Raw genomic sequence first — 23,864 nt, 5'->3', positions numbered from 1 at the left:
TTACACGATTCTGTCGTTATATATATGGATTCCTTTGCCAAGGAGACGCTTCCGGTTTCGCTGGAAGAAGAGATGCGCCGCAGTTACCTCGATTACGCGATGAGCGTGATCGTTGGGCGGGCGCTACCGGATGTGCGGGACGGGCTCAAACCCGTCCACCGGCGCGTGCTCTACGCGATGCATGAGCTGAACAACGATTGGAATCGCGCCTACAAGAAGTCGGCGCGTATCGTCGGGGACGTCATCGGTAAGTACCACCCCCACGGCGACCAGTCCGTCTATGACACCATCGTCCGCATGGCGCAAGATTTCTCAATGCGCTACATGTTGGTTGACGGTCAGGGTAACTTCGGCTCGATCGACGGCGATAACGCCGCGGCGATGCGTTACACCGAAATCCGTCTGGCCAAGATTGCGCACGAGCTGCTGGCCGATATCGACCAGGAGACGGTGGACTTCGGCCCCAACTACGACGGCAGCGAACAAGAACCGCTGCTGTTGCCGTCGCGGCTGCCCAACCTGCTGGTCAACGGCAGCTCGGGTATCGCGGTGGGCATGGCCACCAACATTCCGCCCCACAACCTTCAGGAAGTGGTCGACGGCTGCCTGTACTGCCTGCGCAATCCGGCCTGCACGGTTGACGAGCTGATCGAGCTCATCCCGGCGCCGGACTTCCCCACGGGCGGCATCATCTACGGCATGTCCGGCGTGCGCGAAGGCTATCGCACCGGCCGCGGCCGCGTCATCATGCGCGCCAAGACCCACTTCGAAGACATGGAAAAGGGCAACCGCCAAGCCATCGTCATCGACGCGATTCCCTACCAGGTCAACAAGAAGACGCTGCAGGAACGCATTGCCGAACTCGTCAACGACAAGAAGATCGAAGGCATCTCCGATATTCGTGACGAGTCCGACAAGGACGGCATGCGCCTGGTCATCGAGCTCAAGCGCGGCGAGGTTCCCGAGGTTGTTCTGAACAACCTGTACAAGAACACGCAGCTGCAAGACACCTTCGGGATGAACCTGGTGGCGCTGGTCGACGGCCAGCCCCGCCTGCTCAACCTGAAGCAGATGATCGACTACTTCCTGCAGCATCGCCGCGAAGTGGTCACGCGCCGCACGGTGTTCCAGCTGCGCAAGGCCCGCGAACGCGGCCATGTGCTGGAAGGCCTGGCCGTTGCACTGGCCAACATCGACGATTTCATCGCGATCATCAAGGCCGCGCCGACGCCTCCCGTCGCCCGCCAGGAATTGATGGCGAAGTCGTGGGATTCGTCCCTGGTTCGCGACATGCTGTCGCGCGCCGACGGCGACACCCCGGGCGGCCGCGCAGCATTCCGCCCCGACGATCTGGGCGTTGAGTTCGGTCTTCAAGGCGACGGCCTGTACCGTCTGAGCGACACGCAGGCTCAGGAAATCCTGAACATGCGCCTGCAACGCCTGACCGGGCTTGAGCAGGACAAGATCGTTGGCGAATACAAGGACATCATGTCCACCATCGCCGACTTGCTCGACATCCTGGCGCGCCCCGAGCGCATCACGACGATCATCAGCGACGAGCTGCAAGCCATCAAGGCCGAATTCTCGACCGGCACGAAGGACACGCGCCGCTCGGAAATCGAGATGAACGCGACCGAGCTCGACACCGAAGATCTGATCACGCCGACCGACATGGTCGTGACCTTGTCGCATGGCGGCTACATCAAGAGCCAGCCGCTGTCCGAGTACCGCTCGCAAAAGCGCGGCGGACGCGGCAAGCAAGCCACGGCGATGAAGGAAAACGACTGGATCGACCAGCTGTTCATCGCCAATACGCACGATTACCTGCTGTGCTTCTCGAACCGCGGCCGCGTGTACTGGCTGAAGGTCTGGGAAGTGCCCCAAGGCACGCGCAACTCGCGCGGCAAGCCCATCGTCAACATGTTCCCGCTGGCTGACGGCGAGAAGGTCACGGTGGTGTTGCCGGTCAAGGAATTCAGCGAAGATCACTACGTCTTCATGGCGACGTCGCGCGGTACGGTCAAGAAGACCCCGCTGTCCGACTTCTCCAACCCGCGCAAGGCCGGCATCATCGCCGTTGACCTTGACGATGGCGACTACCTGATCGGCGCCGACCTCACCGACGGCAAGCACGACGTCATGCTGTTCTCGGACTCCGGCAAGGCCGTGCGTTTCGACGAAAACGACGTGCGTCCGATGGGCCGCAATGCCCGCGGCGTGCGCGGCATGATGCTGGAAGAAACGCAGACCGTCATCGCGCTGCTGGTTGCCGGCGACGAAACGCAGACCGTGCTGACCGCCACCGAAAACGGTTACGGCAAGCGCACCCCGATTGGCGAATACACGCGCCACGGCCGCGGCACGAAGGGCATGATCGCCATCCAGACCAGCTCGCGTAACGGCAAGGTGGTGGGCGCGGTGCTCGTCAACCCGACCGACGAAATCATGCTGATCACCACTGGCGGCGTGCTGGTGCGTACCCGTGTCGCGGAAATCCGCGAAATGGGCCGCGCCACGCAAGGCGTCACGCTGATCAACGTGGATGACGGCAGCACGCTGTCCGGTGTGCGCCGTGTCGTGGAGAGCGATGCTGACGACGACGGCGAACTGGACGAAGACGTCCAGGCTGACGGCGGCGACGACAGCAACGGTGCAGCAGACTCGACGGATTCGACGGAACCTACGGAGCAATAATGGCCCGCCCCTGGAACTTCTCGGCAGGCCCCTCGGCCTTGCCCGAGGTGGTATTGCAGCAAGCAGCAGCTGAGATGCTGGATTGGCATGGCAGTGGCATGTCGGTGATGGAAATGTCTCATCGCGGCAAGCACTTCGTGCAGATCTGCGACGAAGCCGAATCCGACCTGCGCGAGCTGCTGGGCTTGCCCGCGGATTACGCGGTCATGTTCATGCAAGGCGGAGGTTCCGGGGAGAACGCCATCGTTCCCATGAATCTCATGGGACGCCGCAGCACGCCGGCTGCCGACTTCGTCGTGACGGGCCATTGGTCCAAGCGGTCGTACAAGGAAGCCGGGCGCTATGGCAGCACCCATGTCGCGGCAAGCAGCGAGCAAGCCATCCAGCTGGATGGCCGCGAGCAGGCGCCGCTGACCTGGGTGCCGCCGGTCGATACCTGGAATGTGCGCAAGGAATCGGCCTACCTGCACCTGTGCAGCAATGAAACCATCGGCGGCGTCGAGTTCATGGACTGGCCCGACACCGCCGCGCTGGGCGCACCCGACGTGCCGTTGGTCGTCGATGCGTCTTCGCATTTCCTGTCGCGTCCGATGGACGTGACGCGCTGCGGCATGATGTATGCCGGCGCGCAGAAGAACGCGGGCCCGGCTGGCGTGACCATGGTCATCGCCCGCCGCGACCTGATCGGCCACGCCTTGCCGATCTGCCCGTCCGCCTTCGATTACGCCAATGTGGCCGCGGATCATTCGCGCTACAACACGCCGCCGACCTTCGCGATCTACGTCGCGGGCCTGGTGTTCAAGTGGGTCAAGGCCAATGGCGGCGTGGCGGGCATGGAAGCCGCCAACAAGGCCAAGGCCGACCTGCTGTACGGCTATCTGGATAGCACCAATTTCTATCGCAATCCTATTCACGCTCCCGTGCGTTCGCGCATGAACGTGCCGTTCGTGTTGCGCGATGAATCGCTGAATGACGCCTTCCTGCAAGGCGCCGATGCGGCGGGTTTGACGCAACTGAAGGGCCACAAGAGCGTGGGCGGCATGCGTGCCTCCATCTACAACGCCGTTCCCCTTGCCGGGGTGTCGGCGCTGGTCGAGTACCTGAAGGAATTCGAGCGCCGCTATGGATGAAGATCTGCAGCGCAAGCTGCGTCCCTTGCGTGAACGCATTGATGCGTTGGACGCGCAGATCCTCGACCTGCTCTCGCAGCGCGCGCGCGCCGCGTTGGAAGTGGGCGAGGCCAAGCATGCCGCGCAAGCGGACGGCCCGGTGCTGCGCCCCGAGCGCGAAGCCGAAGTCATCCGCCGCTTGCAGCAGATCAACCCCGGCCCGTTCCCGAATGCGGGCGTGGCGTCGGTATGGACCGAGATCATCTCGGCTTGCCGTGGCCTGGAGCGCGGCATGACCGTGGCGTATCTGGGGCCGCAAGGCTCGTTTTCCGAGCAAGCCGCGCTGGAGCATTTCGGCCACGCCGTGCAAAAGCTGCCGTGTGCGTCGTTTGATGAAGTCTTTCGTGCCGTCGAAGGCGGCCAGGCCGATGTGGGCATGGTGCCGGTGGAAAATTCCACCGAAGGCGCCGTCAACCGCAGCCTGGACTTGCTGCTGAACACACCGCTGACGATTCTGGGCGAGCGCTCGCTGGTGATCCGCCATTGCCTGATGTCGCAGTCGGGCAGCATGGACGGCATCAAGACCATCTCCGCGCATCCGCAAGCGCTGGCGCAGTGCCAGGGCTGGCTGACGCGCAACTATCCCGATGTGGACCGCGTTGCTGCGTCCAGCAATTCCGAAGCGGCCCGCGCCGCCGCGGGCGATCCCACCATCGCGGCAATCGCCGGCGAAGTGGCGGCGCCTGCCTGGAATTTGCAGGTCGTCGCGGCCGGCATCCAGGACGATCCGCACAACCGCACGCGCTTTTTGGCCATCGGCAATATCCAGCCGCTGGTCAGTGGCAAGGACAAGACCAGCCTGATCCTGGCGGTGCCGAACCGTGCGGGCGCGGTCTACGAAATGCTGGCGCCGCTGGCGGCAAACGGCGTGTCGATGACGCGCTTTGAGTCGCGCCCGGCGCGCACCGGCCAGTGGGAATACTACTTTTACGTTGATGTCCTGGGTCATCGTAATGATCCGAACGTCGAGCGCGCCCTTGCTACCCTGCAGGCGCAGGTTGCCTATCTGAAAGTGCTGGGTTCTTACCCGGCGCCGTGAGCCTCCACACCATGACCACCGCATCCAAGCCCCTCGTTGCTCCCGCGCACGTCAGCGCCATCGCGCCTTATCAGGCGGGCAAGCCCATTGAAGAACTGGCCCGTGAGTTCGGGCTGGACCCGGCGGGCATCGTCAAGCTGGCGTCGAACGAAAACCCGCTGGGCATGCCGAAGTCGGCGCGTGCCGCCATGTTGGCCGCCGCTGAGTCGCTGGCCCGCTATCCCGATCCCAATGGCTTTGACCTGAAGGCGGCGCTGGCCGAGCGTTATGGCGTGCCGATGAACTGGATCACGCTGGGCAACGGCTCCAACGACATTCTGGAAATCGCGGCACTGGCGCTGCTGGAGCCGGGTTCGTCCGCGGTGTATGCGCAGCATTCGTTCGCCGTCTACCGCCTGGCCACGCAAGCGCGCGGCGCGCGCCACATCGTGGTGCCGGCGCAAGACTATGGCCATGATCTGGATGCAATGTTTGACGCCATTGCCGACGACACGCGCCTGCTGTTCATCGCCAACCCCAATAACCCGACGGGCACCTTCGTGCCGGGCGACAAGGTCGCGTCCTTCCTGGAACGCGTGCAAGCTGCCCATGGCGACCGCGTTACGGTGGTGCTGGACGAGGCCTATAACGAATACCTGGACCCGGAACACCGCTTCGACAGCACCGCGCTGGCGCGCCGGTTCCCGAACCTGATCATCTCGCGCACATTCTCCAAGGCCTATGGTCTGGCGGGCTTGCGGGTGGGCTTCTCGGTGGCGCAGCCTCCGCTGACTGACCTGCTGAATCGTGTGCGCCAGCCGTTCAACGTCAACACGCTGGCGCAGGCCGCGGCGATTGCTGCGTTGGGCGATGCGGCCTATCTGGAAGAAGCCTATGCCTCGAACAAATCGGGCAAGGCGCAGCTTTGCGCGGCGTTCGACCAGCTGAAGCTGCGCTACGTGCCCAGCTACGGCAACTTCGTGCTGGTGCATGTGGGCGACGCGCCCCGCATCAATCTGGAATTGCTCAAGCGTGGCGTGATCGTGCGCCCGGTGGCGGGCGATGGCCTGCCGGAATGGCTGCGTGTGTCGATCGGCTTGCCGGAAGAAAACGCCCGCTTCATTGATGCCCTGACCGCCATTTTGTCCGCATGAACGACGCGTTACCTTCTACGAATCAGGGGGCCGCTGGCCCCCTGATTCCTGTATTGGCCGTGGTGGGTGTGGGCCTGATCGGCGGTTCATTTGCTGCGGCGTTGCGCCGGGCAGGCCAGGTTGGCCGCGTGTTAGGCGTGGGGCGCAATGCGTCATCGCTTGCGCGCGCCGTTGAGCTGGGGCTGATTGATGAAGCGGTCAGCGCGGAAGACGCAGCCGCTCGGGCGGACCTGGTGCTGCTGTCCACGCCGGTTGGCGGCTTGAAGAACGTGCTGGCGCGGATGCTGCCGCACTTGGGCGCAGGCACGGTATTGACCGATGCAGGCAGCACCAAGGCCGAGGTTGTCGAAGCCGCGCGCGACGCGCTGGGCGAACACATCGGGCGCTTCGTGCCGGGCCACCCCATTGCGGGCGCCGAGCGCACGGGGCCGGATGCCGCCGATGCTGATCTGTACGGCCAGCGAACCGTCATTCTGACGCCGCTTGCCGAGAACGCCGCCGCTTCCATCGACCTGGTGCGCCGCGCGTGGCAAGCCTGCGGGGCCAGTGTGATCGACATGGATGCCGATGCGCACGACCGCGTGCTGGCCTCGGTCAGCCATCTGCCGCACTTGTTGTCGTCGGTGTACATGGAGCAGGTGGCGACCGCCGCTGATGCCCCGACCCGGCTGGCGCTGGCTGGCAGCGGCTTTCGTGATTTCACGCGCATCGCGGCGGGGTCGCCAGAGATGTGGCGCGACATTTTTCTGTCTAATCGCGACGCGATGCTGGCCGAGCTTGCCGATGTGCGCGCCGTGCTGGATCGCGCTGAACGCGCCATTGCCGATGGCGATGACGCCGCTTTGCTGGCCCTGCTGGACACGGCAGCCCAGGCGCGCCGTCATTGGCGCAAGGAGTAGCTGACATGAACGCTATGGCTTATCTGGATCTGCCGCGCGTGCGGCAAGCGCAGGGCGTGATGGCCTTGCCCGGTTCCAAAAGCATTTCCAACCGCGTGCTGCTGCTGTCGGCCATTGCCGAGGGCACGACGGTCATCACCGGCCTGCTGGATTCTGACGACACCCGCGTCATGCTGGGCGCCTTGCGCCAATTGGGCGTGCAGGTGTCTGACCTGGATGCCGGCCGCGTCACCGTCGAGGGCGTCCGGCGTTTTCCCGTGGAAAGCGCGGACCTCTTCATGGGTAATGCCGGCACCGCGATTCGTCCGCTGACGGCCGCGCTAGCCTTGATGGGTGGCGACTACCGCTTGTCGGGCGTGCCGCGCATGCATGAACGCCCCATTGGTGATCTGGCGGATGCCTTGAATGCACTGGGCGCCCGCATTGATTACTTGGGCCAGCCGGGCTATCCGCCGCTGCACATCGGCCGCGGCGACATCGCCGAGGACGCTGTCACGCGCGTGCAGGGTTCCGTGTCCAGCCAGTTCCTGACGGCATTGTTGCTGGCCGCGCCCTTGCAGGCGGGCCGCAGCGGCAAGCCCGTCACGATCGAAGTGGTGGGCGAGCTGATCTCCAAGCCCTACATCGAAATCACGCTGAATCTGATGGCGCGTTTTGGCGTGCAGGTGCAGCGTGATGGATGGAGCCGTTTCGTGATTGAAGGCGGCGCGGGTTATCGCAGCCCGGGTCAGATCGCGGTGGAAGGCGATGCGTCGACGGCCTCCTACTTTCTGGCGCTGGGCGCCATTGGCGGCGGCCCGTTGCGCGTGACGGGCGTGGGCGCGGACAGCATCCAGGGCGACGTTGCGTTTGCCGACACCCTGGCGCAGATGGGCGCCACGGTCACGTATGGCCCCGACTGGATCGAAGTGTCGGGCGTGCGCGTTGCCGACGGTGCGCGCCTGAAGGCCTTCGACACCGATTTCAATCTGATCCCCGACGCGGCCATGACCGCAGCGGCGCTGGCCCTGTATGCCGACGGCCCGTGCCGCCTGCGCAACATCGGCAGCTGGCGCGTGAAGGAAACCGACCGCATCCACGCCATGCAGACCGAGCTTGAAAAGCTGGGCGCGCAGGTGGAATCGGGGCCGGATTGGCTGCGCGTCATTCCCCCGGCGCAGGACGCCTGGCGCGATGCGCACATTGGCACCTGGGACGACCACCGCATGGCGATGTGCTTTTCGCTGGCGGCCTTCGGCCCGGCGGCGGTCAGAATTCTGGACCCGGGTTGCGTTAGCAAGACGTTCCCGGGTTACTTTGATGTCTACGCGAGCCTGGTATCGGCCTAGCGAAAAACCTACATGACTTTGACTTCTTCGATTGATTCTCCCGTGGCTGCGGTCATCACGATTGACGGGCCCACCGCGTCGGGCAAGGGCACCGTGGCGCATCGGGTCGCCAAGGCGCTGGGCTGGGACGTGCTGGACAGCGGCGCGTTGTACCGCCTGACGGCGCTGGCCGCCATCAAGCAGGGCGTGGCCGCGGACGACGAGCCGGGCGTGGCCCGCGTGGCCGAGACGCTGGATGTGCGCTTTGACGGTCCCCACGTCTACCTGGAAGGCGCCGACGTCGGCCACGACATCCGCCGCGAGGAAGTGGGTAATTTTGCCTCCCGGGTGGCGGCTTTTCCGGGTGTGCGCCAAGCGCTGCTCGAACGTCAACGCGCTTTCCGCCTGCCTCCCGGGCTGGTGGCGGATGGCCGGGATATGGGCACGGTGGTCTTTCCCGATGCGTCCCTGAAGGTGTTCCTGGTTGCCGACGTGGTCGCCCGGGCGGAGAGGCGGCGTAAGCAGTTGATCGAAAAGGGAATTTCTGCTAATCTAGACGACCTTCTGCGAGATATGCGCGAGCGAGATGCCCGCGACACCCAGCGCGCCACGGCGCCGCTTGCTCCCGCAGCAGACGCACATGTGCTGGATTCGTCCAATTTGACGATTGCAGAAACAGTGCAGGCAATACTGGATTTCTGGCAACAAGCGCAAAAATAGTCCAACCGCTATGGCTGAAAAGCGATAGCTGAAAGGCAGTAGCTGAAAGGCAGTAGCTGAAAGGCAGTAGCTGAAAGGCAGTAGCTGAAAGGCAGTAGCTGAAAGGCGATAGCGCAGACAGCCAGAAAATTTTATTAGGCCCTGTTCTAGCCAGGCGCAACCCCCCACGGGCCACCCCGCAGGGGCGAACCGGCAAACAGGTATTTTGACTCCACTGTGGCGGGCAATCCGCTGCGGTGTGTTCTTAACGGCCATTTCGGCCCAATGGATTTCAACCCCATGTCTTCCGTTTCCACTACCGCCACCGGCGGCGAAAGTTTCGCCGACCTTTTCGCACAAAGCCTCAAGAGCCAGGACATGAAGTCCGGCGAGGTCATCAGCGCCGAAGTCGTGCGCGTCGACCATAATTTCGTCGTCGTCAACGCCGGCCTGAAGTCCGAAGCGCTGATCCCCCTGGAAGAGTTCCTGAACGACCAGGGCGAGCTCGAAGTGCAACCCGGCGATTTCGTCTCGGTGGCCATCGATTCCCTGGAAAACGGCTACGGCGACACCATCCTGTCGCGTGACCGCGCCAAGCGCCTGTCGGCCTGGCTGCAGCTGGAAAAGGCCCTGGAAAACGGCGAACTGGTTACCGGCACCATCACCGGCAAGGTGAAGGGCGGCCTGACCGTCATGACCAACGGCATCCGCGCGTTCCTGCCGGGTTCGCTGGTGGATCTGCGTCCGGTCAAGGACACCACCCCGTACGAAGGCAAGACCCTCGAATTCAAGGTCATCAAGCTCGACCGCAAGCGCAACAACGTTGTGCTGTCGCGTCGCCAAGTGCTGGAAGCCAGCATGGGCGAAGAGCGTCAAAAGCTGCTCGAAACCCTGCACGAAGGTGCTGTGGTCAAGGGCGTGGTCAAGAACATCACCGACTACGGCGCGTTCGTTGACCTGGGCGGCATCGATGGCCTGCTCCACATCACCGACATGGCATGGCGTCGTGTGCGTCACCCGTCCGAAGTCCTGCAAGTGGGTCAAGAAGTCGAAGCCAAGGTCCTCAAGTTCGACCAGGAAAAGAGCCGCGTCTCGCTGGGCGTCAAGCAGCTGGGCGAAGATCCGTGGGTGGGCCTGGCTCGCCGCTACCCGCAAGGCACCCGCCTGTTCGGTAAGGTCACGAACCTGACCGACTACGGCGCCTTCGTCGAAGTCGAAGCCGGCATCGAAGGCCTGGTTCACGTCTCCGAAATGGACTGGACCAACAAGAACGTCGACCCGCGCAAGGTTGTTACCCTGGGCGAAGAAGTCGAAGTCATGGTCCTGGAAATCGACGAAGACCGTCGTCGTATCTCGCTGGGCATGAAGCAGTGCCGTCAAAACCCGTGGGAAGAGTTCGCTACGAACTTCAAGCGCGGCGACAAGGTCCGCGGCGCCATCAAGTCGATCACCGACTTCGGCGTGTTCGTGGGTCTGCCTGGCGGCATCGACGGCCTGGTTCACCTGTCCGACCTGTCGTGGACGGAAACGGGCGAAGAAGCCGTGCGCAACTTCAAGAAGGGCGACGAGATCGAAGCCGTGGTTCTGGGCATCGATACCGACAAGGAACGCATCTCGCTGGGCATCAAGCAGCTGGAAGGCGACCCCTTCAACAACTTCGTCGCCACGTTTGACAAGGGCGCGGTTGTTCCGGGCACCATCAAGTCCGTCGAAGCCAAGGGCGCTGTTGTTACGCTGTCCGTGGACGTTGAAGGCTACCTGCGCGCTTCCGAGATCTCCTCGGGCCGTGTTGAAGATGCCACCACCGTTCTGAACGCTGGTGAAAACATCGAAGCCATGATCGTCAACATCGATCGCAAGACGCGTTCGATCCAACTGTCGATCAAGGCCCGCGACAACGCTGAGACCGCCGAAACGATCCAGCGCATGTCCGACGCCAGCGCTTCGTCCGGCACCACCAACCTCGGCGCGCTGCTGAAGGCCAAGCTGGACCAACAGCGCAACGACGGTTAATTCGTGACCAAGTCGGAGCTGATCGCCGCCTTGGCGGCCCGCTATCCTCAGCTGGCCGCCCGCGACACCGATTACGCGGTCAAGACCGTTCTGGATGCAATGACCCAGGCCCTGGCCTCGGGTCAGCGCATCGAGATCCGCGGTTTTGGAAGCTTCTCGTTGTCGCAGCGGTCTCCCCGCATCGGTCGCAATCCGAAATCCGGCGAACAAGTGCTGGTGCCTGGTAAACAGGTGCCGCACTTCAAGGCGGGCAAGGAATTGCGCGAACGGGTAGACCTGGTCGGCGGCAATGACGAGGACGCTCAATCTTCTGGATCGAGTGAACCGATGGCGTCCATGGCAGGTTTGCACGCCATGCATTGACGTATCGGCTAGTAAAGGCTGCCTACGGGCAGATCGGACCGAGAACAGGCCCCTTGAGAAATCAAGGGGCTTTGTTTTTTCCGGCCGCCGCCGTGCAGCCGTGATGCGGGGATTTTTTTTCTTGGGACCTTTAAGACGTCGCTTACAATTGACAGTCTTGAATTCTTTGGAGCATGCGTCATGCGCTATCTAGTCTGGGCCCTGCGATTGCTCGTGTTTATTGCGGTATTGATGTTCGCCTTGAAGAACACCGATCCGGTTGCCGTGAAGTTCTACGCGGACTACGTCGTGCAAGACGTGCCGTTGATCGTCGTGATGCTGGTGGTGTTTGTGGCGGGCGCCTTGTTTGGCCTGCTGCTGACCGTGCCCGCCGCCATGCGCCGCCGCCGCGAAGCCATTCGCTTGCGCCGCGAGCTGGACCGCGTGCAGGCTGCGGTGAATGGCACCATGCCTGTCGTGCCGCCCGAAGCCGTTGCGCCGATGTCGCCGCTGTAATGGCGCGCCGATCCTTGCACGCCGTCAATTTCGCACTGAATTACCGCAAGAGCCCGAAACGTGGATTTTGAACCTTGGTGGTTGATTTTCGTGCCGGTGTTGTTCGCGCTGGGCTGGTTGGCCGCGCGCTTCGATATCCGGCAAATGCTTCGGGAAACCCGCAGCCTGCCTGACTCGTATTTCCGGGGCCTGAACTTCCTGCTCAACGAGGAACCCGACCGCGCAATTGACGCCTTTGTCGAAGTCGCCAAACTGGACCCGGAAACGACCGAGCTGCACTTTGCGCTGGGCAGCCTGTTCCGCCGCCGTGGCGAGATGGAACGCGCCATCCGCGTGCATCAAAGCCTGCTAAGCCGCTCCGACCTGCCGGCTGCCGAGCGTGAGCACGCGCAGCATGAATTGGCGCAAGACTTCCTCAAGGCTGGCATGCTCGACCGCGCCGAAAGCGGGTTCGAGCAATTGAAGGACACGCGCTATGCGCTGCCCGCCTTGCGTTCGCTGATCCGGATTTTTGAATCCGAACACGACTGGCCGCGCGCCATTGAAGCCGTCAAAACCTTGCAAGGTTTGGTTGATGAGCCGGTGCCGCAGATCGTGCACTACTACTGCGAACAGGCGCAGACGGCGCTGTCCGCCAAGCCGGCGGATGTGGATGCCGCGCACAAGGCGCTGGACGCCGCTGATCACGCCTTGTCCACGACCGACCCGGCCGCGGGCAAGGGCGCGATGGTGCGCACTGCCATGCTGCGCGCCCGCCTGGCGCTGATGGAGCAAGATCCCAAGCGCGAACGGCTGTACCTGGAGTCGGTCATGACCGACGCCCCCGAATTTGCGGGGCTCGTCGCCGAGCAGTTGCTGGCCAATTACCGCGCCGCGAATCAGGTGGAAGCGGGATTGGACTTCCTGCAAAAGCAGTATCAGCGCCATGCGTCGCTGGATCTCTTCAACGTCGTGTTCCGCGAGCTGCGCGTGCAACAGGGCTCGGTCGTGGCTTGGGCGTTTGCGCGGGGTGCGCTGCGCAGTCACCCGTCCCTGCTGGGCCTGGATCGCTTGCTGGAAGCCGAGCTGGCCAACCCGGATGCGGGCGCCGAGCAAGGGCCGGTGCCTGGCGCCGATTTGACGCTGTTGCGCAGCCTGATCCACAAGCATACGCAACGGCTGGACCGCTATGCGTGCCGTAGTTGCGGTTTTCAAGCGCGTCGTTTTTACTGGCAATGTCCCGGCTGCAACGCCTGGGAAACCTATGCGCCGCGCCGTCTGGAAGAACTTGAATGAAGCCTTTCCCCGCCGAAGCCATTTCGCATAGCCGCGTTCTCGTGGTCGGCGACATCATGCTGGACCGCTACTGGTTCGGTGAAGTCGAACGCATTTCTCCGGAAGCGCCGGTGCCGGTGGTGCGCGTGGCGCGCCGCGAAGACCGCCTGGGCGGCGCCGCCAACGTGGCGCGCAACGTGGCGGCCTTGGGCGGCCATGTGACGCTGGTGGGCGTGCTGGGCGCGGACGAGGCGGGCGACAGCATCCGCCGTTTGTCCGCTGAAGCCGGCATCCAGGCTGACCTGATCGCTGACCCGTCCTTGCACACCACGCTGAAGATGCGCGTGCTGGGCCGCCAGCAGCAGCTGCTGCGCGTGGACTTCGAACAGCATCCGGAGCAGGCCGCACTCGACAGTGTTGACGCCGCGCTGGCGCGTCATCTGGCCAACCACGACATCGTTGTGCTGTCCGACTACGCCAAGGGCGTGCTGACCCGCGTCGAGTCACTGGTGGCCATGGCGCGCCATGCAGGCATCCCGGTGCTTGTGGACCCCAAGGGCGATGACTACGCGCGCTATCGTGGCGCAACGCTTGTCACCCCGAACCGTTCGGAAATGCAGCAGGCGGTGGGCCGCTGGAATTCCGAAGCTGAACTGACCGATCGCGCGCAGCGCCTGCGCGCTGACCTGGACCTGGAAGCCTTGCTTGTGACGCGTTCCGAGCAGGGCATGACTTTGTTTACCGATACCGGACGTGACCACATCGATGCGCAAGCGCACGAGGTGTTCGATGTGTCCGGCGCGGGCGACACCGTGCTGGCCACGCTGGCCGTCTCGCGCGCCATCGGCTTGCCGTGGGCCGAGGCGATGAGCTGGGCCAACAAGGCCGGCGGCATTGCCGTGGGCAAGCTGGGCACGTCCGTCGTCACCGCCGCGGAATTGGCAGGAGAACCCTCATGATCGTCGTAACCGGAGCCGCAGGCTTCATTGGCAGCAATCTGGTGCGCGGGCTGAACCGCCGCGGCATCACGGACATCATCGCGGTGGACGATCTGACCGAGGGCGACAAGTTCGTCAATCTGGTCGATTGCCAGATCGCCGAGTACATGGACAAGGACGACTTCCGCCGCCGCGTCGTTGACGGCAGCCTGCCCGCCGTGCGCGCCGTGCTGCACCAGGGCGCGTGTTCGGACACGACCGAGCGCAACGGCCGCTACATGATGGACAACAACTACCGCGTCACGCTGGAGTTGTTCGAGTTCTGTCAGGAGCGCCGCATTCCGTTCCTGTATGCGTCGTCCGCCGCCGTCTATGGCGGCTCGTCGATCTATGTCGAAGACCCTGCCAACGAAGGCCCGTTGAACGTCTACGGCTATTCCAAGCTGCTGTTCGACCAGGTCCTGCGCAAACGCATGAACAGCCTGACCGCGCAGGTCGTGGGCCTGCGCTATTTCAACGTCTACGGCCCGCACGAGCAACACAAGGGTCGCATGGCTTCGGTGGCGTTCCACAACATGAACCAGTTCCTGGAACACGGCCATGTGCGCCTGTTTGCGGGCTGGGACGGTTACGTGGACGGCGGGCAGAGCCGCGATTTCATCTCGGTGGAAGACGTGGTGGCGGTCAACCTGCACTTCCTGGATCACCCGGAACAGTCGGGCATCTTCAACTGCGGCACGGGGCGCGCCCAACCGTTCAATGACGTGGCGGCGGCCGTGGTGAACACCTTGCGCGCGGAACGTGGCGAAGCCGAATTGACGCTCGCGCAATTGGTGGAGCTGGATCTCATCCGCTACATCCCGTTCCCGGACGATCTGAAGGGGCGCTATCAAAGCTACACGCAAGCCGATGTGACGCAGCTGCGCACGGCGGGCTTTTACGCCCCGATGCGGGATGTGCAGACGGGCGTGGCCGAGTACGTGCGGTACTGGCGCGCGCGTCGATAAATGCTTGATTGAGCGCTGCAATAAGTGCTGCATCAGTGCTGCACGAGTGCTGCAATTCGCGCGGCGCATGTCGTGAAAATGAAGCCACCGATTTGGTGGCTTTTTTTCGTCTGCGTAGTTGCCGAGGTGGATCAATCCGTTCACTGCGCGGCCCAAGCGCGGGGCGGGCGGCCATCATCCAGGGGTGGCGCAACAATCGTTGTGCACAGATCCATTCAGGAGACACCCATGAATTCATTTATCGAGTCCACCCCCACCGGATTGCTGCCATGCTCGTCAACCCACGCGCTTCGTTCGCCGATGGCGGCCATGCGTGCAAAGCGTGGCCGGCATGCGTTGCGGCGTGCAATGGGGGCACTGTTGGTCACGGTCGGGCTAGGCTTTGTCGCGCCCCAGGCCCACGCGCTGGACGTCAATCAGGCCAACGCCCAGCAATTGGAGACGATTCGCGGCATCGGCCCGCGCACGGCCGAAGTCATCATTGCCGAGCGCGACCGGGGCGGCAAGTTCGAATCGTTTGAAGACCTGGCCGAACGGGTGCGCGGTATCGGTCAGAAAAAGGCGCAGGCCTTGCAAGCGGCAGGCTTGCAGGTGGGCGACGGGGAGCCGTCATCCGCGGTGGGCAAGGGGGCCGCGGGCAGCGCGACGGAAGTCGCCAAACCGGGTGAAGCCAAGCCGGCGACGGGGGCTGGCGCCGGGGCTGCGGCCAAGTCTGGGTCCAGAGCCGCCGGCAAGTCTGCTGGCGTTCCAGCCGGTGGGTCCGGCTCTGCGGCCGCCGTGCGGCCCTGAGCTTCCCAGCCACTCGGAAATTCACTCGGGAACCCCTGGCGGGAGCGCGGCTTTTCGCCGCGTCTGCCGCCGGGCGGAGTTATGATCGACCGCATGACTACTACCTATCCCACTATCGAGCAGACCGTCGGCAACACGCCGCTGGTCCGATTGCAGCGCATTCCGGGTGCCGCGGGCGCCGCGCGTGGCAACGTCATCCTGGCCAAGCTGGAAGGCAATAATCCCGCCGGTTCCGTGAAAGACCGCCCGGCCTTGTCGATGATCAATCACGCGGAAGCACGCGGCGACATCAAACCGGGCGATACCCTCATTGAAGCCACCAGCGGCAACACGGGCATTGCCCTGGCCATGGCGGCTGCGATGAAGGGCTACCGCATGATTTTGATCATGCCGGACAACCTGTCGGTGGAACGCCGGGCGGCCATGGCGGCCTATGGCGCGGAATTGATCCTGACGCCGGCCGACAAGGGCGGCATGGAGTACGCGCGCGACTTGGCCACTGAAATGCAGGCAGACGGCCGGGGCGTGGTGCTGGATCAATTCGCCAACCCCGACAACCCGCGCGCGCACGTCGAAACCACGGGGCCTGAACTCTGGACCCAGACCGATGGGCGCATCACGCATTTCGTCAGCGCGATGGGTACGACGGGCACGATCATGGGCGTGTCGACTTACCTGAAGTCGCGCAATCCGGCGGTGCAGGTGGTGGGCGCACAACCCGCAGAAGGCTCGCAGATTCCGGGCATCCGTAAATGGCCCGAGGCCTATCTGCCGAAGATCTTCGACCGCAGCCGCGTCGATGCGTATGAATCCATCGAGCAATCGGAAGCCGAAGTCATGGCGCGCCGGCTGGCCGCGGAAGAGGGCATCTTTGGCGGTATCTCGTCCGCTGGCGCGCTGGTCGCTGCGCTGCGCGTGGCCGAACGCGTCAATGACGCCACCATCGTCTTCATCGTGTGCGACCGCGGCGACCGCTATCTGTCCACCGGCGTGTTCAACTGATATCTGGTTTTTCGGCAGCCTGACGGGCTGCCGAAGCAAACAGCCCGGCCCAGGAATAGCCTTTCCTGGGCCGGGCTGTTTCCATTGCGGGGCTGCCATGCGGCCGTAAGCGCCACGTGGCAGTCCTGCGTTATTCAGGCTGAATATTCGCGTCTTTCATGACCTTGATCCAGCGTGCGCTTTCCGCAATATTGAAGGCTTCCGCTTCCTGGTAGCCCGTCGTGCTGGGCAGCGTGCCCTGCGATTTCAGGGCTTCGACGACCTTCGATGATTTCGACGCCTCGACCATGGCTTTGTTGAGCTTGGCGATGATGGGCTCGGGCGTATCCTTGGGCACCCACATGCCGTACCACGTGACGATATCGAAGTCGGGCAGCACGGTTTCGGCGATGGTGGGCACGTTGGGAAGATCGGCCAGCCGCGTTTTGGTGGTGACGGCAAGCGGAACGACCTTGCCGCTCTGGATCAGCGGAAGCGCAGGCGCCAGCGGGGCGTACATCAGATCGACATGGCCGCCTGCGACATCGGTCAGGGCCGGGCTGCTGCCGCGGTATCCAACGTGCGAGATGGAGGCCTTGGTGGACGTATTGATCAGTTCACCGGCCAGATGCGGCAGCGTGGCGACCCCGGGGGAGGCGAAGGTCAGTGTGCCCGGCTGCGCGCGGGCGTGCTGGATCAGGTCGGCAAAGGTCTTGAACTTGGAGGTGGGCGGGACGACAGCCACCATCGGCACCGTGCCCAACACGCCTACCATCCTGAAGTCCTTGATCGGGTCAAAACTCAGGTTCTTGAACTGGGCGGGGTAGATACCCTGAACGGACGGATTCATCAGCAGCGTGTAGCCGTCGGCGGGGGCCCGGGCGACCTGAGCCGCGCCGATTGTGCCACTGGCGCCTGCGCGGGTTTCAATGACCAGCGGCTGGCCCAGAATTTCCCCCATTTGCACTGCGACCACACGGCCCACCACATCGGTCGGGCCGCCAGCCGCCCACGGCATGATGACGCGTATCGGTTTGTCCGGATAAGTGCCTTGCGCTTGCGCGCCGGCCAAGGGGAGTCCGGCGGTGGTGATCATCGTGCATGCCGCGGCAAGAAAGCTGCGTTTGTTCATCTACTGTCTTCTCCAACAAAGGTGAGGTTGGCGGAGGGCAGGGCCGCATGCAGCAGCGCCTTGACCTCTTCCAGTTGTTTTCCAGTGGTGGCTTCGTTTTTGAGCATGCGGCCCAGGGGGCCGGCCACCACAATGGCAAAGGGTTGTTCATAGGCCCGGAACCCGAGCGATACGGACATCACGTCTTCGACGTTTTCACCGACCGAACGCTGCCAGCCCCGCGCGACTCCTGCCTGCAGGTCGCGATCAAAGGCATCGCGGGCGGTGATAGTGCTGTCCGTGAACGCAGTGAATCCGCTATAGGCCTTGAACCATTTTTGGCGTTCTTCCGGCGGCAGTACGGACAACAGCGCCTTGCCTGAGCTGGTGGCGTGCACCGCTTTGAATCCGCCGGGCTGGTGGGAGAAGCGGATCGTCTGCTTGGATTCAGCCACGATCAGGTAGACGACTTTGTCGTCGGCCAGCTTGGCCAGCAGGGCGGTTTCCCCGGTCAGGTCGCGGACTCGTTCCAGCACGGGTTCGATGACCGCATTCAAGGGGTCGCTGCGGCAAATCAGCGTGGCGACGTGGATCAGCTTTTGGGTCGGGTAATAGCCGTGCTTCTTGCCGATTTCATAGAGATAGCCGCGGGCCACCATGGTTTTGAGCAAGCCATGGCAACTGGACAGCGGGATCTGCATCTGGGCGGCGATTTCGCTGTACAGCAATGGCTTCTGCTCCTCGGCAAAGAGGTTCAGTACATCCAGAACTCGAGCAGCTGTTTTCACATCCATGATGTTAGTATCCTATACGTGATAAATTTATGTCAATCCGCTTTCAACGCCAAGGAGTTGCGACGCATGAGATGGAAGAACCGTCCCGAAGGATCGAACTGGGGAGACTTTGGGCCTGACGATCAGCGCGGTTGCCTGAATTACATCACTCCCGAGAACGTGTTGATGGGCATAGGCGAAGTCCGCCAGGGCCTGAGCTTCTGCCTGTCGCTCCCGCTGGACTATCCCGGCGGCAATGGTGTGAATGTCAGGCGTCTTCCGCCCAAGCTGCGTCCCACGGAACGGGACGGCGACCAGTACATGAATTTCCCGCTGGGGCGCCTGCGTCCGGGCTGCGTGGACGTGCTGAGCGACGATATTGTCGAAATGAGCCTGCAGTACTCGACGCAGTGGGATTCCCTGGCGCACGTAGGCGCGTTGTTCGATGCGAATGGCGACGGCCTGCCTGAACGCGTCTACTACAACGGCTACCGGCCCAATGATCACGTGGTCGGCCCGGTGGACTACGACGTAGACAACGGTTTTGCCAAGACCGATCTGGGGCAGGGCGTGGCGTCAAATGCCAAGAAGCTGGACATCACGCAGCTGGCTGAATCCTGCTTGCAAAGCCGCGGCGTGATGGTCGACTTGGCCAAGCACTATGGCCGGGCGCAGAAATCCGTCGGCTATGACGATCTGATGCGTATTCTGGAAAGCGATCGGATCGAGATCGAGCGGGGCGATATCGTCCTGTTCCACACCGAGTTCGGCGACGCCTTGCTGGAGAAGAACCGCGAGCCGGATGCGCATACGCTGCACGAGATCTGCGCGGGCCTGGATGGCAGCGATGAGAAGCTGCTGCAATGGATTTCGGATTCGAAAGTGGCGGCGATGGCATCCGACAACCATGCGCTGGAGATCTACCCCACGCAAAAGCCCAACGCCTGCTGCGCCGCGTTGCCGCTGCATCATCATTGCATCTTCAAGCTGGGCATGCCGATTGGCGAGATGTGGTATTTGGGCCAGCTTGCGCGATGGTTGCAAACCAATGGACGCAGCCGGTTTTTGCTGACAGCCCCGCCCCTGAACCTGCCCGGCGCGGTGGGCTCGCCCGTCACGCCGGTGGCCACCGTGTGAGGCCGTCGGCAAACTTGGGCGAGGCGGCCTGAGGCATTCGGCGGTAAGCATGAAAAAGCGGCGCCTGGACTCACGCCCAGGCGCCGCTTTTTTCTGACAAGAAGATCAGCGGTTCACGCGGGCTTCAATCTCAGCGGCCAGATCAGCGACCGACGTGGCGTAGAAGTAGCTGCGGTTGTATTTCGTCAGCGCGAAAAAGTTGGGCGTGCCTACGCGGTACTGGGCGGTGCCCCGGGCCTCTTCCACCAAGTCGACCACGCCCAGCGGCTGGCCTCCCCAACCCGTGGCCGACGCGCCCGGTTGCAGGCGAGCGCCTGCGGCTGACAGGGTGCTCCAGCTTTGCTTGGGTTCCAGGCCGCCATCGACAAGCGCTGTCGGATCAGCCGGCAGCACCACGGGCGCGAACACCGGCAGACCGCGTTGCCAGCCATGTTGGGCCAGGAAGCTGCCCACCGACATGATGGCGTCCTGCGTGTTGTTCGTCAGGTCGATATGGCCGTTGTCGTCGCCGTCCACCGCGTAATGCATGATGCTGGTCGGCATGAATTGCGGCATGCCGATGGCGCCGGCGTACGAGCCGCGCGTTTCCAGTTCCAGCTTGTCTTTCATGACCAGCGTCAGGAAGTCGCCCAACTGGCCGCGGAACATCGTGGCGCGTTCGGGCTTGTTGGGATCGGGGTAGTCAAAGGCCAGCGTGGCCAGCGCGTCCAGCACCCGGAAGTTGCCCATGTTGCGGCCATACAGCGTTTCGACGCCAATGATCGACGCAATGATGGGCGCGGGTACGCCAAAGCGCTGCGCGGCCTGATTGAGCAGGTCGCGGTTTTCGTTATAGAACTCCACGCCCCAGCCGATGCGCTTGGGTTCGACAAAGCGCGAGCGGTACGTCAGCCAGCTGCGCCAGATCTTCTTGCCCGGCGGGGCGGGCGCAATCAGGCGCGACACCGTGGCGTTGTAGCGCGAACTTTCCAGCGCCTTCACCATGGGGTTCAGCGGCAGGTTGCGTTCGGCGGCCAGTTCTTCCACGAACGCACGCACTTCCGGCCGCAAGGCGCCGGTGGCGGTCAGCGTGGCGGGCGCGTCGTCCGGCAGTTCGGAGCCTGGTGTCGGCGTACTAGGTCCGATGCGGATAGCAGTGTTGCCAGAGGCGGCCACCGGTTGGGTGGCAAGGGAATTCGGGGCAGTGGGAGCGGTGGTGGAGCAGCCCGCCAACAGGGCGGAAAGCGCTCCGAGTTGCAGTAATCGCCGACAGATGAACATAATCTTCCTTATGGAGACCATGTATCTTACCCACCCCGCATGCCGCTTGCATGAAATGGGCAGTTGGCATCCCGAAAGCCCACAGAGGCTGGACGCCATTTCCGACCAGCTATTAGCCAGCGGCTTGATGCCCTATCTGGACGACCGGCAGGCGCCTCAGGCGTCGCGCCATGACGTGCTGCGCGTGCACACCGTCCAGTATCTGGACAGTTTGCGAGAACATACGCCGGACCAAGGGTATTACCCGATAGATCCGGACACCCTGATGAATCCCCACACCTATGAAGCCGCGCTGTATGCCGCCGGCGCGGGCGTGGCGGCGGTGGATGCGGTGATGGGCGGTGAGGCCCGCACGGCGTTCTGCGCGGTGCGTCCGCCCGGGCACCACGCCTGCTGTTCCCAGGCGATGGGGTTCTGCTTCTTGAACAACGTGGCCATTGCGGCGCGCCATGCGCTGGAGTTTCACGGCCTGTCGCGCGTGGCCATCGTTGACTTCGATGTGCACCACGGCAACGGCACCGAAGACGTCTTCGCGGGCGATGAGCGCGTGCTGATGTGCAGCTTCTTCCAGCATCCGTTCTTTCCCAACAGCGGCGCCGAGCACCCGGCCGACAACATGATCAACGTGCCGGTGGCCGCCTATACGGGCGGGGCCGCCGTCAGGACGATCGTCACCGACACCTGGCTGCCGAAGCTCGACGCGCACCGGCCGGAACTGATCCTTGTGTCAGCGGGCTTTGACGCGCACCGCGAGGACGACATGGGCCAGATGGGCCTGGTGGAAGCCGACTATGCGTGGATAACGGAACAGCTCGTCGATGTGGCCGAACGCCACAGTCAGGGGCGGATCGTCAGTACGCTGGAAGGTGGTTACAACTTATCTGCCCTGGGTCGCAGCGTGGTTGCGCATATACGAGCGCTGGCTAAGCTGTAGAATCAGGAAAAAATTGTGCAATGCGATCCCGGCGCATGCCGGGTAATTATTTCCATTTGGAGGCTGCGGGATGAAGGTGTTGGTACCTGTCAAGCGCGTCGTTGACTACAACGTCAAGGTGCGCGTCAAGTCGGATCAGACTGGCGTGGATATCGCCAATGTGAAGATGTCCATGAACCCCTTTGACGAAATCGCCGTCGAAGAAGCGACCCGGTTGAAAGAGAAGGGTGCCGTCGCTGAAGTCGTGGCGGTTTCTTGCGGCGTTGCGCAATGCCAGGAGACGCTGCGCACCGCCATGGCCATTGGCGCCGATCGCGGCGTGCTGGTCCAGACCGATGCCGAACTGCAGCCGCTGGCTGTCGCCAAGCTGTTGAAGGCGCTGGTCGACAAAGAGCAGCCGCAACTGGTCATCCTGGGCAAGCAAGCCATCGACGACGATGCCAACCAAACCGGCCAGATGCTGGCCGCGCTGCTGGACTGGCCGCAAGCCACGTTCGCCAGCAAGGTTGAACTCGCCGACGGCAAGGTCACGGTCACGCGCGAAGTGGACGGCGGCCTGGAAACGCTGACGCTCACGCTGCCGGCTATCGTCACCACCGACTTGCGCCTGAACGAGCCGCGTTACGTCACGCTGCCGAACATCATGAAGGCCAAGAAGAAGCAGTTGGACACCGTCACGCCCGAAGAGTTGGGTGTTGATGCCGCGCCGCGCCTGAAGACGCTGAAGGTCAGCGAGCCGCCCGCCCGCAAGGCCGGCATCAAGGTGGCTGACGTTGCTGCCCTGGTGGACAAACTCAAGAACGAAGCGAAGGTGGTCTGAACATGACGACGCTGGTTATTGCCGAACACGATAACGCCCAGTTGAAGGGCGCAACCCTGAACGCCGTCGCCGCCGCCGCCAAGATCGGAGGCGACGTGCACGTGCTGGTCGCTGGCGCCAACGCGCGCGCCGTGGCCGATCAGGCCGCCGCCGCCGCCGGTGTCGCCAAGGTCCTCTTGGCCGACGCGCCGCAACTGGCCGACGGCCTGGCCGAGAACGTCGCCGCCCAAGTGCTGGCCGTGGCATCGAACTACAGCCACATCCTGTTCCCGGCTACCGCCTCGGGCAAGAACGTGGCGCCGCGCGTTGCGGCCAAGCTCGACGTGGCGCAGATTTCGGACATCATCGGCGTGGAATCCGCCGACACGTTCCAGCGCCCGATCTATGCGGGTAACGCCATTGCCACCGTGCAATCGGCCGACGCCGTGAAGGTCATCACCGTGCGCACGACGGGCTTTGACGCCGTTGCGGCGCAAGGCGGTTCGGCTGCGGTGGAAGAAATCGCTGCCGTTGCCGATTCGGGCAAGTCCACGTTCGTGGGCCGCGAAGTCGCCAAGAGCGACCGTCCTGAACTGGCCGGTGCGCGCGTGGTGGTGTCGGGCGGCCGCGGTCTGGGCAGCGCCGAAAACTTCAAGATCCTGGACCCGCTGGCTGACAAGCTGGGCGCGGCGCTGGGCGCTTCGCGCGCTGCGGTCGACGCCGGCTACGCGCCGAACGACTGGCAAGTGGGCCAGACGGGCAAGATTGTTGCGCCGCAGCTGTACGTGGCCGTGGGTATCTCGGGCGCCATCCAGCACTTGGCCGGCATGAAGGATTCGAAGGTCATTGTGGCCATCAACAAAGATCCCGAAGCCCCGATTTTCGGCGTGGCCGATTATGGTTTGGTGGGCGATCTGTTCCAGGTTGTGCCCGAACTGACTGGCGCGCTGTAAGCCGCCTGTTCAAGGTGTTTGAAGAGCCCGTGGATTAACGTCCACGGGCTTTTTTTCGTCTCAGATATTTTGCGACGATCTAATTCGTCTGTCGTATTTCTTTTGAATTTCTGAAAG

The 23,864-nt window shown here is 63.3% G+C and carries 22 protein-coding genes; 19 read left to right on the top strand and 3 right to left on the bottom strand.

The features are described from left to right. The first annotated feature begins 24 nt into the window (after window positions 1-24). From gyrA to cysM, 15 genes are all read left to right on the top strand, one after another. Complete coding sequence (gene gyrA / locus AC1DSJ_RS12820; RefSeq protein ID WP_054423747.1) at window positions 25-2,694, top strand: DNA gyrase subunit A; 2,670 nt, start codon at window positions 25-27, stop codon at window positions 2,692-2,694. After that, window positions 2,694-3,824: a 3-phosphoserine/phosphohydroxythreonine transaminase gene (gene serC / locus AC1DSJ_RS12815; RefSeq protein WP_167390130.1), complete on the top strand. Its 1,131-nt coding sequence runs from the start codon at window positions 2,694-2,696 to the stop codon at window positions 3,822-3,824. Before gyrA ends, serC begins: the two co-directional genes overlap by 1 nt. Then, a complete protein-coding gene (pheA, locus tag AC1DSJ_RS12810) occupies window positions 3,817-4,902 on the top strand; it encodes a prephenate dehydratase (protein WP_054423743.1) in 1,086 nt (361 codons plus the stop codon). The genes serC and pheA overlap by 8 nt, the downstream gene beginning before the upstream one ends. Before the next feature lie 11 nt (window positions 4,903-4,913). After that, a complete protein-coding gene (hisC, locus tag AC1DSJ_RS12805; protein ID WP_175169668.1) occupies window positions 4,914-6,035 on the top strand; it encodes a histidinol-phosphate transaminase in 1,122 nt (373 codons plus the stop codon). Next, window positions 6,032-6,934 (top strand): prephenate dehydrogenase, encoded by a 903-nt coding sequence (locus AC1DSJ_RS12800; RefSeq protein ID WP_342066457.1) that lies wholly within the window; start codon window positions 6,032-6,034, stop codon window positions 6,932-6,934. The genes hisC and AC1DSJ_RS12800 overlap by 4 nt, the downstream gene beginning before the upstream one ends. Before the next feature lie 5 nt (window positions 6,935-6,939). Next, window positions 6,940-8,262, top strand: coding sequence for a 3-phosphoshikimate 1-carboxyvinyltransferase (aroA, locus tag AC1DSJ_RS12795; protein ID WP_175169670.1), 1,323 nt, complete (start codon window positions 6,940-6,942; stop codon window positions 8,260-8,262). Between the two features lie 12 nt (window positions 8,263-8,274). Further along, a complete protein-coding gene (gene cmk, locus AC1DSJ_RS12790; RefSeq protein WP_054423736.1) occupies window positions 8,275-8,961 on the top strand; it encodes a (d)CMP kinase in 687 nt (228 codons plus the stop codon). 279 nt (window positions 8,962-9,240) lie between these two features. Beyond that, window positions 9,241-10,953: a 30S ribosomal protein S1 gene (gene rpsA / locus AC1DSJ_RS12785; RefSeq protein WP_006393619.1), complete on the top strand. Its 1,713-nt coding sequence runs from the start codon at window positions 9,241-9,243 to the stop codon at window positions 10,951-10,953. Window positions 10,954-10,956: 3 nt separating this feature from the next. Further along, window positions 10,957-11,316 carry an integration host factor subunit beta gene (locus AC1DSJ_RS12780; RefSeq protein WP_054423734.1) on the top strand — a complete coding sequence of 120 codons (360 nt, stop codon included), beginning with the start codon at window positions 10,957-10,959 and terminating at the stop codon, window positions 11,314-11,316. 180 nt (window positions 11,317-11,496) lie between these two features. Next, window positions 11,497-11,811, top strand: coding sequence for a LapA family protein (locus AC1DSJ_RS12775; RefSeq protein WP_441370672.1), 315 nt, complete (start codon window positions 11,497-11,499; stop codon window positions 11,809-11,811). Window positions 11,812-11,871: 60 nt separating this feature from the next. Next, window positions 11,872-13,086 carry a lipopolysaccharide assembly protein LapB gene (lapB, locus tag AC1DSJ_RS12770; protein ID WP_054423732.1) on the top strand — a complete coding sequence of 405 codons (1,215 nt, stop codon included), beginning with the start codon at window positions 11,872-11,874 and terminating at the stop codon, window positions 13,084-13,086. After that, complete coding sequence (rfaE1, locus tag AC1DSJ_RS12765; protein WP_054423730.1) at window positions 13,083-14,024, top strand: D-glycero-beta-D-manno-heptose-7-phosphate kinase; 942 nt, start codon at window positions 13,083-13,085, stop codon at window positions 14,022-14,024. The genes lapB and rfaE1 overlap by 4 nt, the downstream gene beginning before the upstream one ends. Continuing rightward, entirely contained in the window at window positions 14,021-15,010 is a 990-nt protein-coding gene (gene rfaD / locus AC1DSJ_RS12760) for an ADP-glyceromanno-heptose 6-epimerase (RefSeq protein WP_054423726.1), read from the top strand. The genes rfaE1 and rfaD overlap by 4 nt, the downstream gene beginning before the upstream one ends. 228 nt (window positions 15,011-15,238) lie before the next feature. Further along, a complete protein-coding gene (locus AC1DSJ_RS12755) occupies window positions 15,239-15,799 on the top strand; it encodes a ComEA family DNA-binding protein (protein ID WP_441370673.1) in 561 nt (186 codons plus the stop codon). A gap of 93 nt (window positions 15,800-15,892) precedes the next feature. Next, window positions 15,893-16,801 (top strand): cysteine synthase CysM, encoded by a 909-nt coding sequence (gene cysM / locus AC1DSJ_RS12750; RefSeq protein ID WP_054424663.1) that lies wholly within the window; start codon window positions 15,893-15,895, stop codon window positions 16,799-16,801. Window positions 16,802-16,931: 130 nt separating this feature from the next. Here cysM and AC1DSJ_RS12745 read toward each other — a convergent pair whose 3' ends face one another. Beyond that, window positions 16,932-17,912, bottom strand: a complete 981-nt coding sequence (locus AC1DSJ_RS12745; protein WP_441370674.1) for a Bug family tripartite tricarboxylate transporter substrate binding protein — start codon at window positions 17,910-17,912, stop codon at window positions 16,932-16,934. Next, entirely contained in the window at window positions 17,909-18,685 is a 777-nt protein-coding gene (locus tag AC1DSJ_RS12740; RefSeq protein WP_054423723.1) for an IclR family transcriptional regulator, read from the bottom strand. The genes AC1DSJ_RS12745 and AC1DSJ_RS12740 overlap by 4 nt, the downstream gene beginning before the upstream one ends. A gap of 66 nt (window positions 18,686-18,751) precedes the next feature. Here AC1DSJ_RS12740 and AC1DSJ_RS12735 point away from each other — a divergent pair, with 66 nt between their 5' ends. Beyond that, window positions 18,752-19,801, top strand: coding sequence for a cyclase family protein (locus AC1DSJ_RS12735; protein ID WP_175169675.1), 1,050 nt, complete (start codon window positions 18,752-18,754; stop codon window positions 19,799-19,801). 105 nt (window positions 19,802-19,906) lie between these two features. Here AC1DSJ_RS12735 and mltB read toward each other — a convergent pair whose 3' ends face one another. Then, window positions 19,907-21,061 carry a lytic murein transglycosylase B gene (mltB, locus tag AC1DSJ_RS12730; RefSeq protein WP_054423712.1) on the bottom strand — a complete coding sequence of 385 codons (1,155 nt, stop codon included), beginning with the start codon at window positions 21,059-21,061 and terminating at the stop codon, window positions 19,907-19,909. Window positions 21,062-21,071: 10 nt separating this feature from the next. Between mltB and AC1DSJ_RS12725 the strand changes: the two genes are divergently transcribed. From AC1DSJ_RS12725 to AC1DSJ_RS12715, 3 genes are all read left to right on the top strand, one after another. After that, window positions 21,072-21,995: a histone deacetylase family protein gene (locus tag AC1DSJ_RS12725; protein WP_441370675.1), complete on the top strand. Its 924-nt coding sequence runs from the start codon at window positions 21,072-21,074 to the stop codon at window positions 21,993-21,995. A 70-nt stretch (window positions 21,996-22,065) separates the two neighbouring features. Further along, the gene (locus tag AC1DSJ_RS12720) at window positions 22,066-22,815 is read left to right on the top strand and encodes an electron transfer flavoprotein subunit beta/FixA family protein (RefSeq protein ID WP_054423710.1); all 750 of its coding nucleotides are present in this window, start codon (window positions 22,066-22,068) and stop codon (window positions 22,813-22,815) included. A 2-nt stretch (window positions 22,816-22,817) separates the two neighbouring features. Next, entirely contained in the window at window positions 22,818-23,747 is a 930-nt protein-coding gene (locus tag AC1DSJ_RS12715) for an electron transfer flavoprotein subunit alpha/FixB family protein (RefSeq protein WP_054423708.1), read from the top strand. Window positions 23,748-23,864 lie beyond the last annotated feature (117 nt).

The sequence above is a fragment of the Achromobacter sp. 01N37 genome (assembly GCF_056399725.1).
The sequence above is the reverse complement of the archived record's forward strand: the minus strand, read 5'-3'. Positions and strand labels throughout refer to the sequence as shown.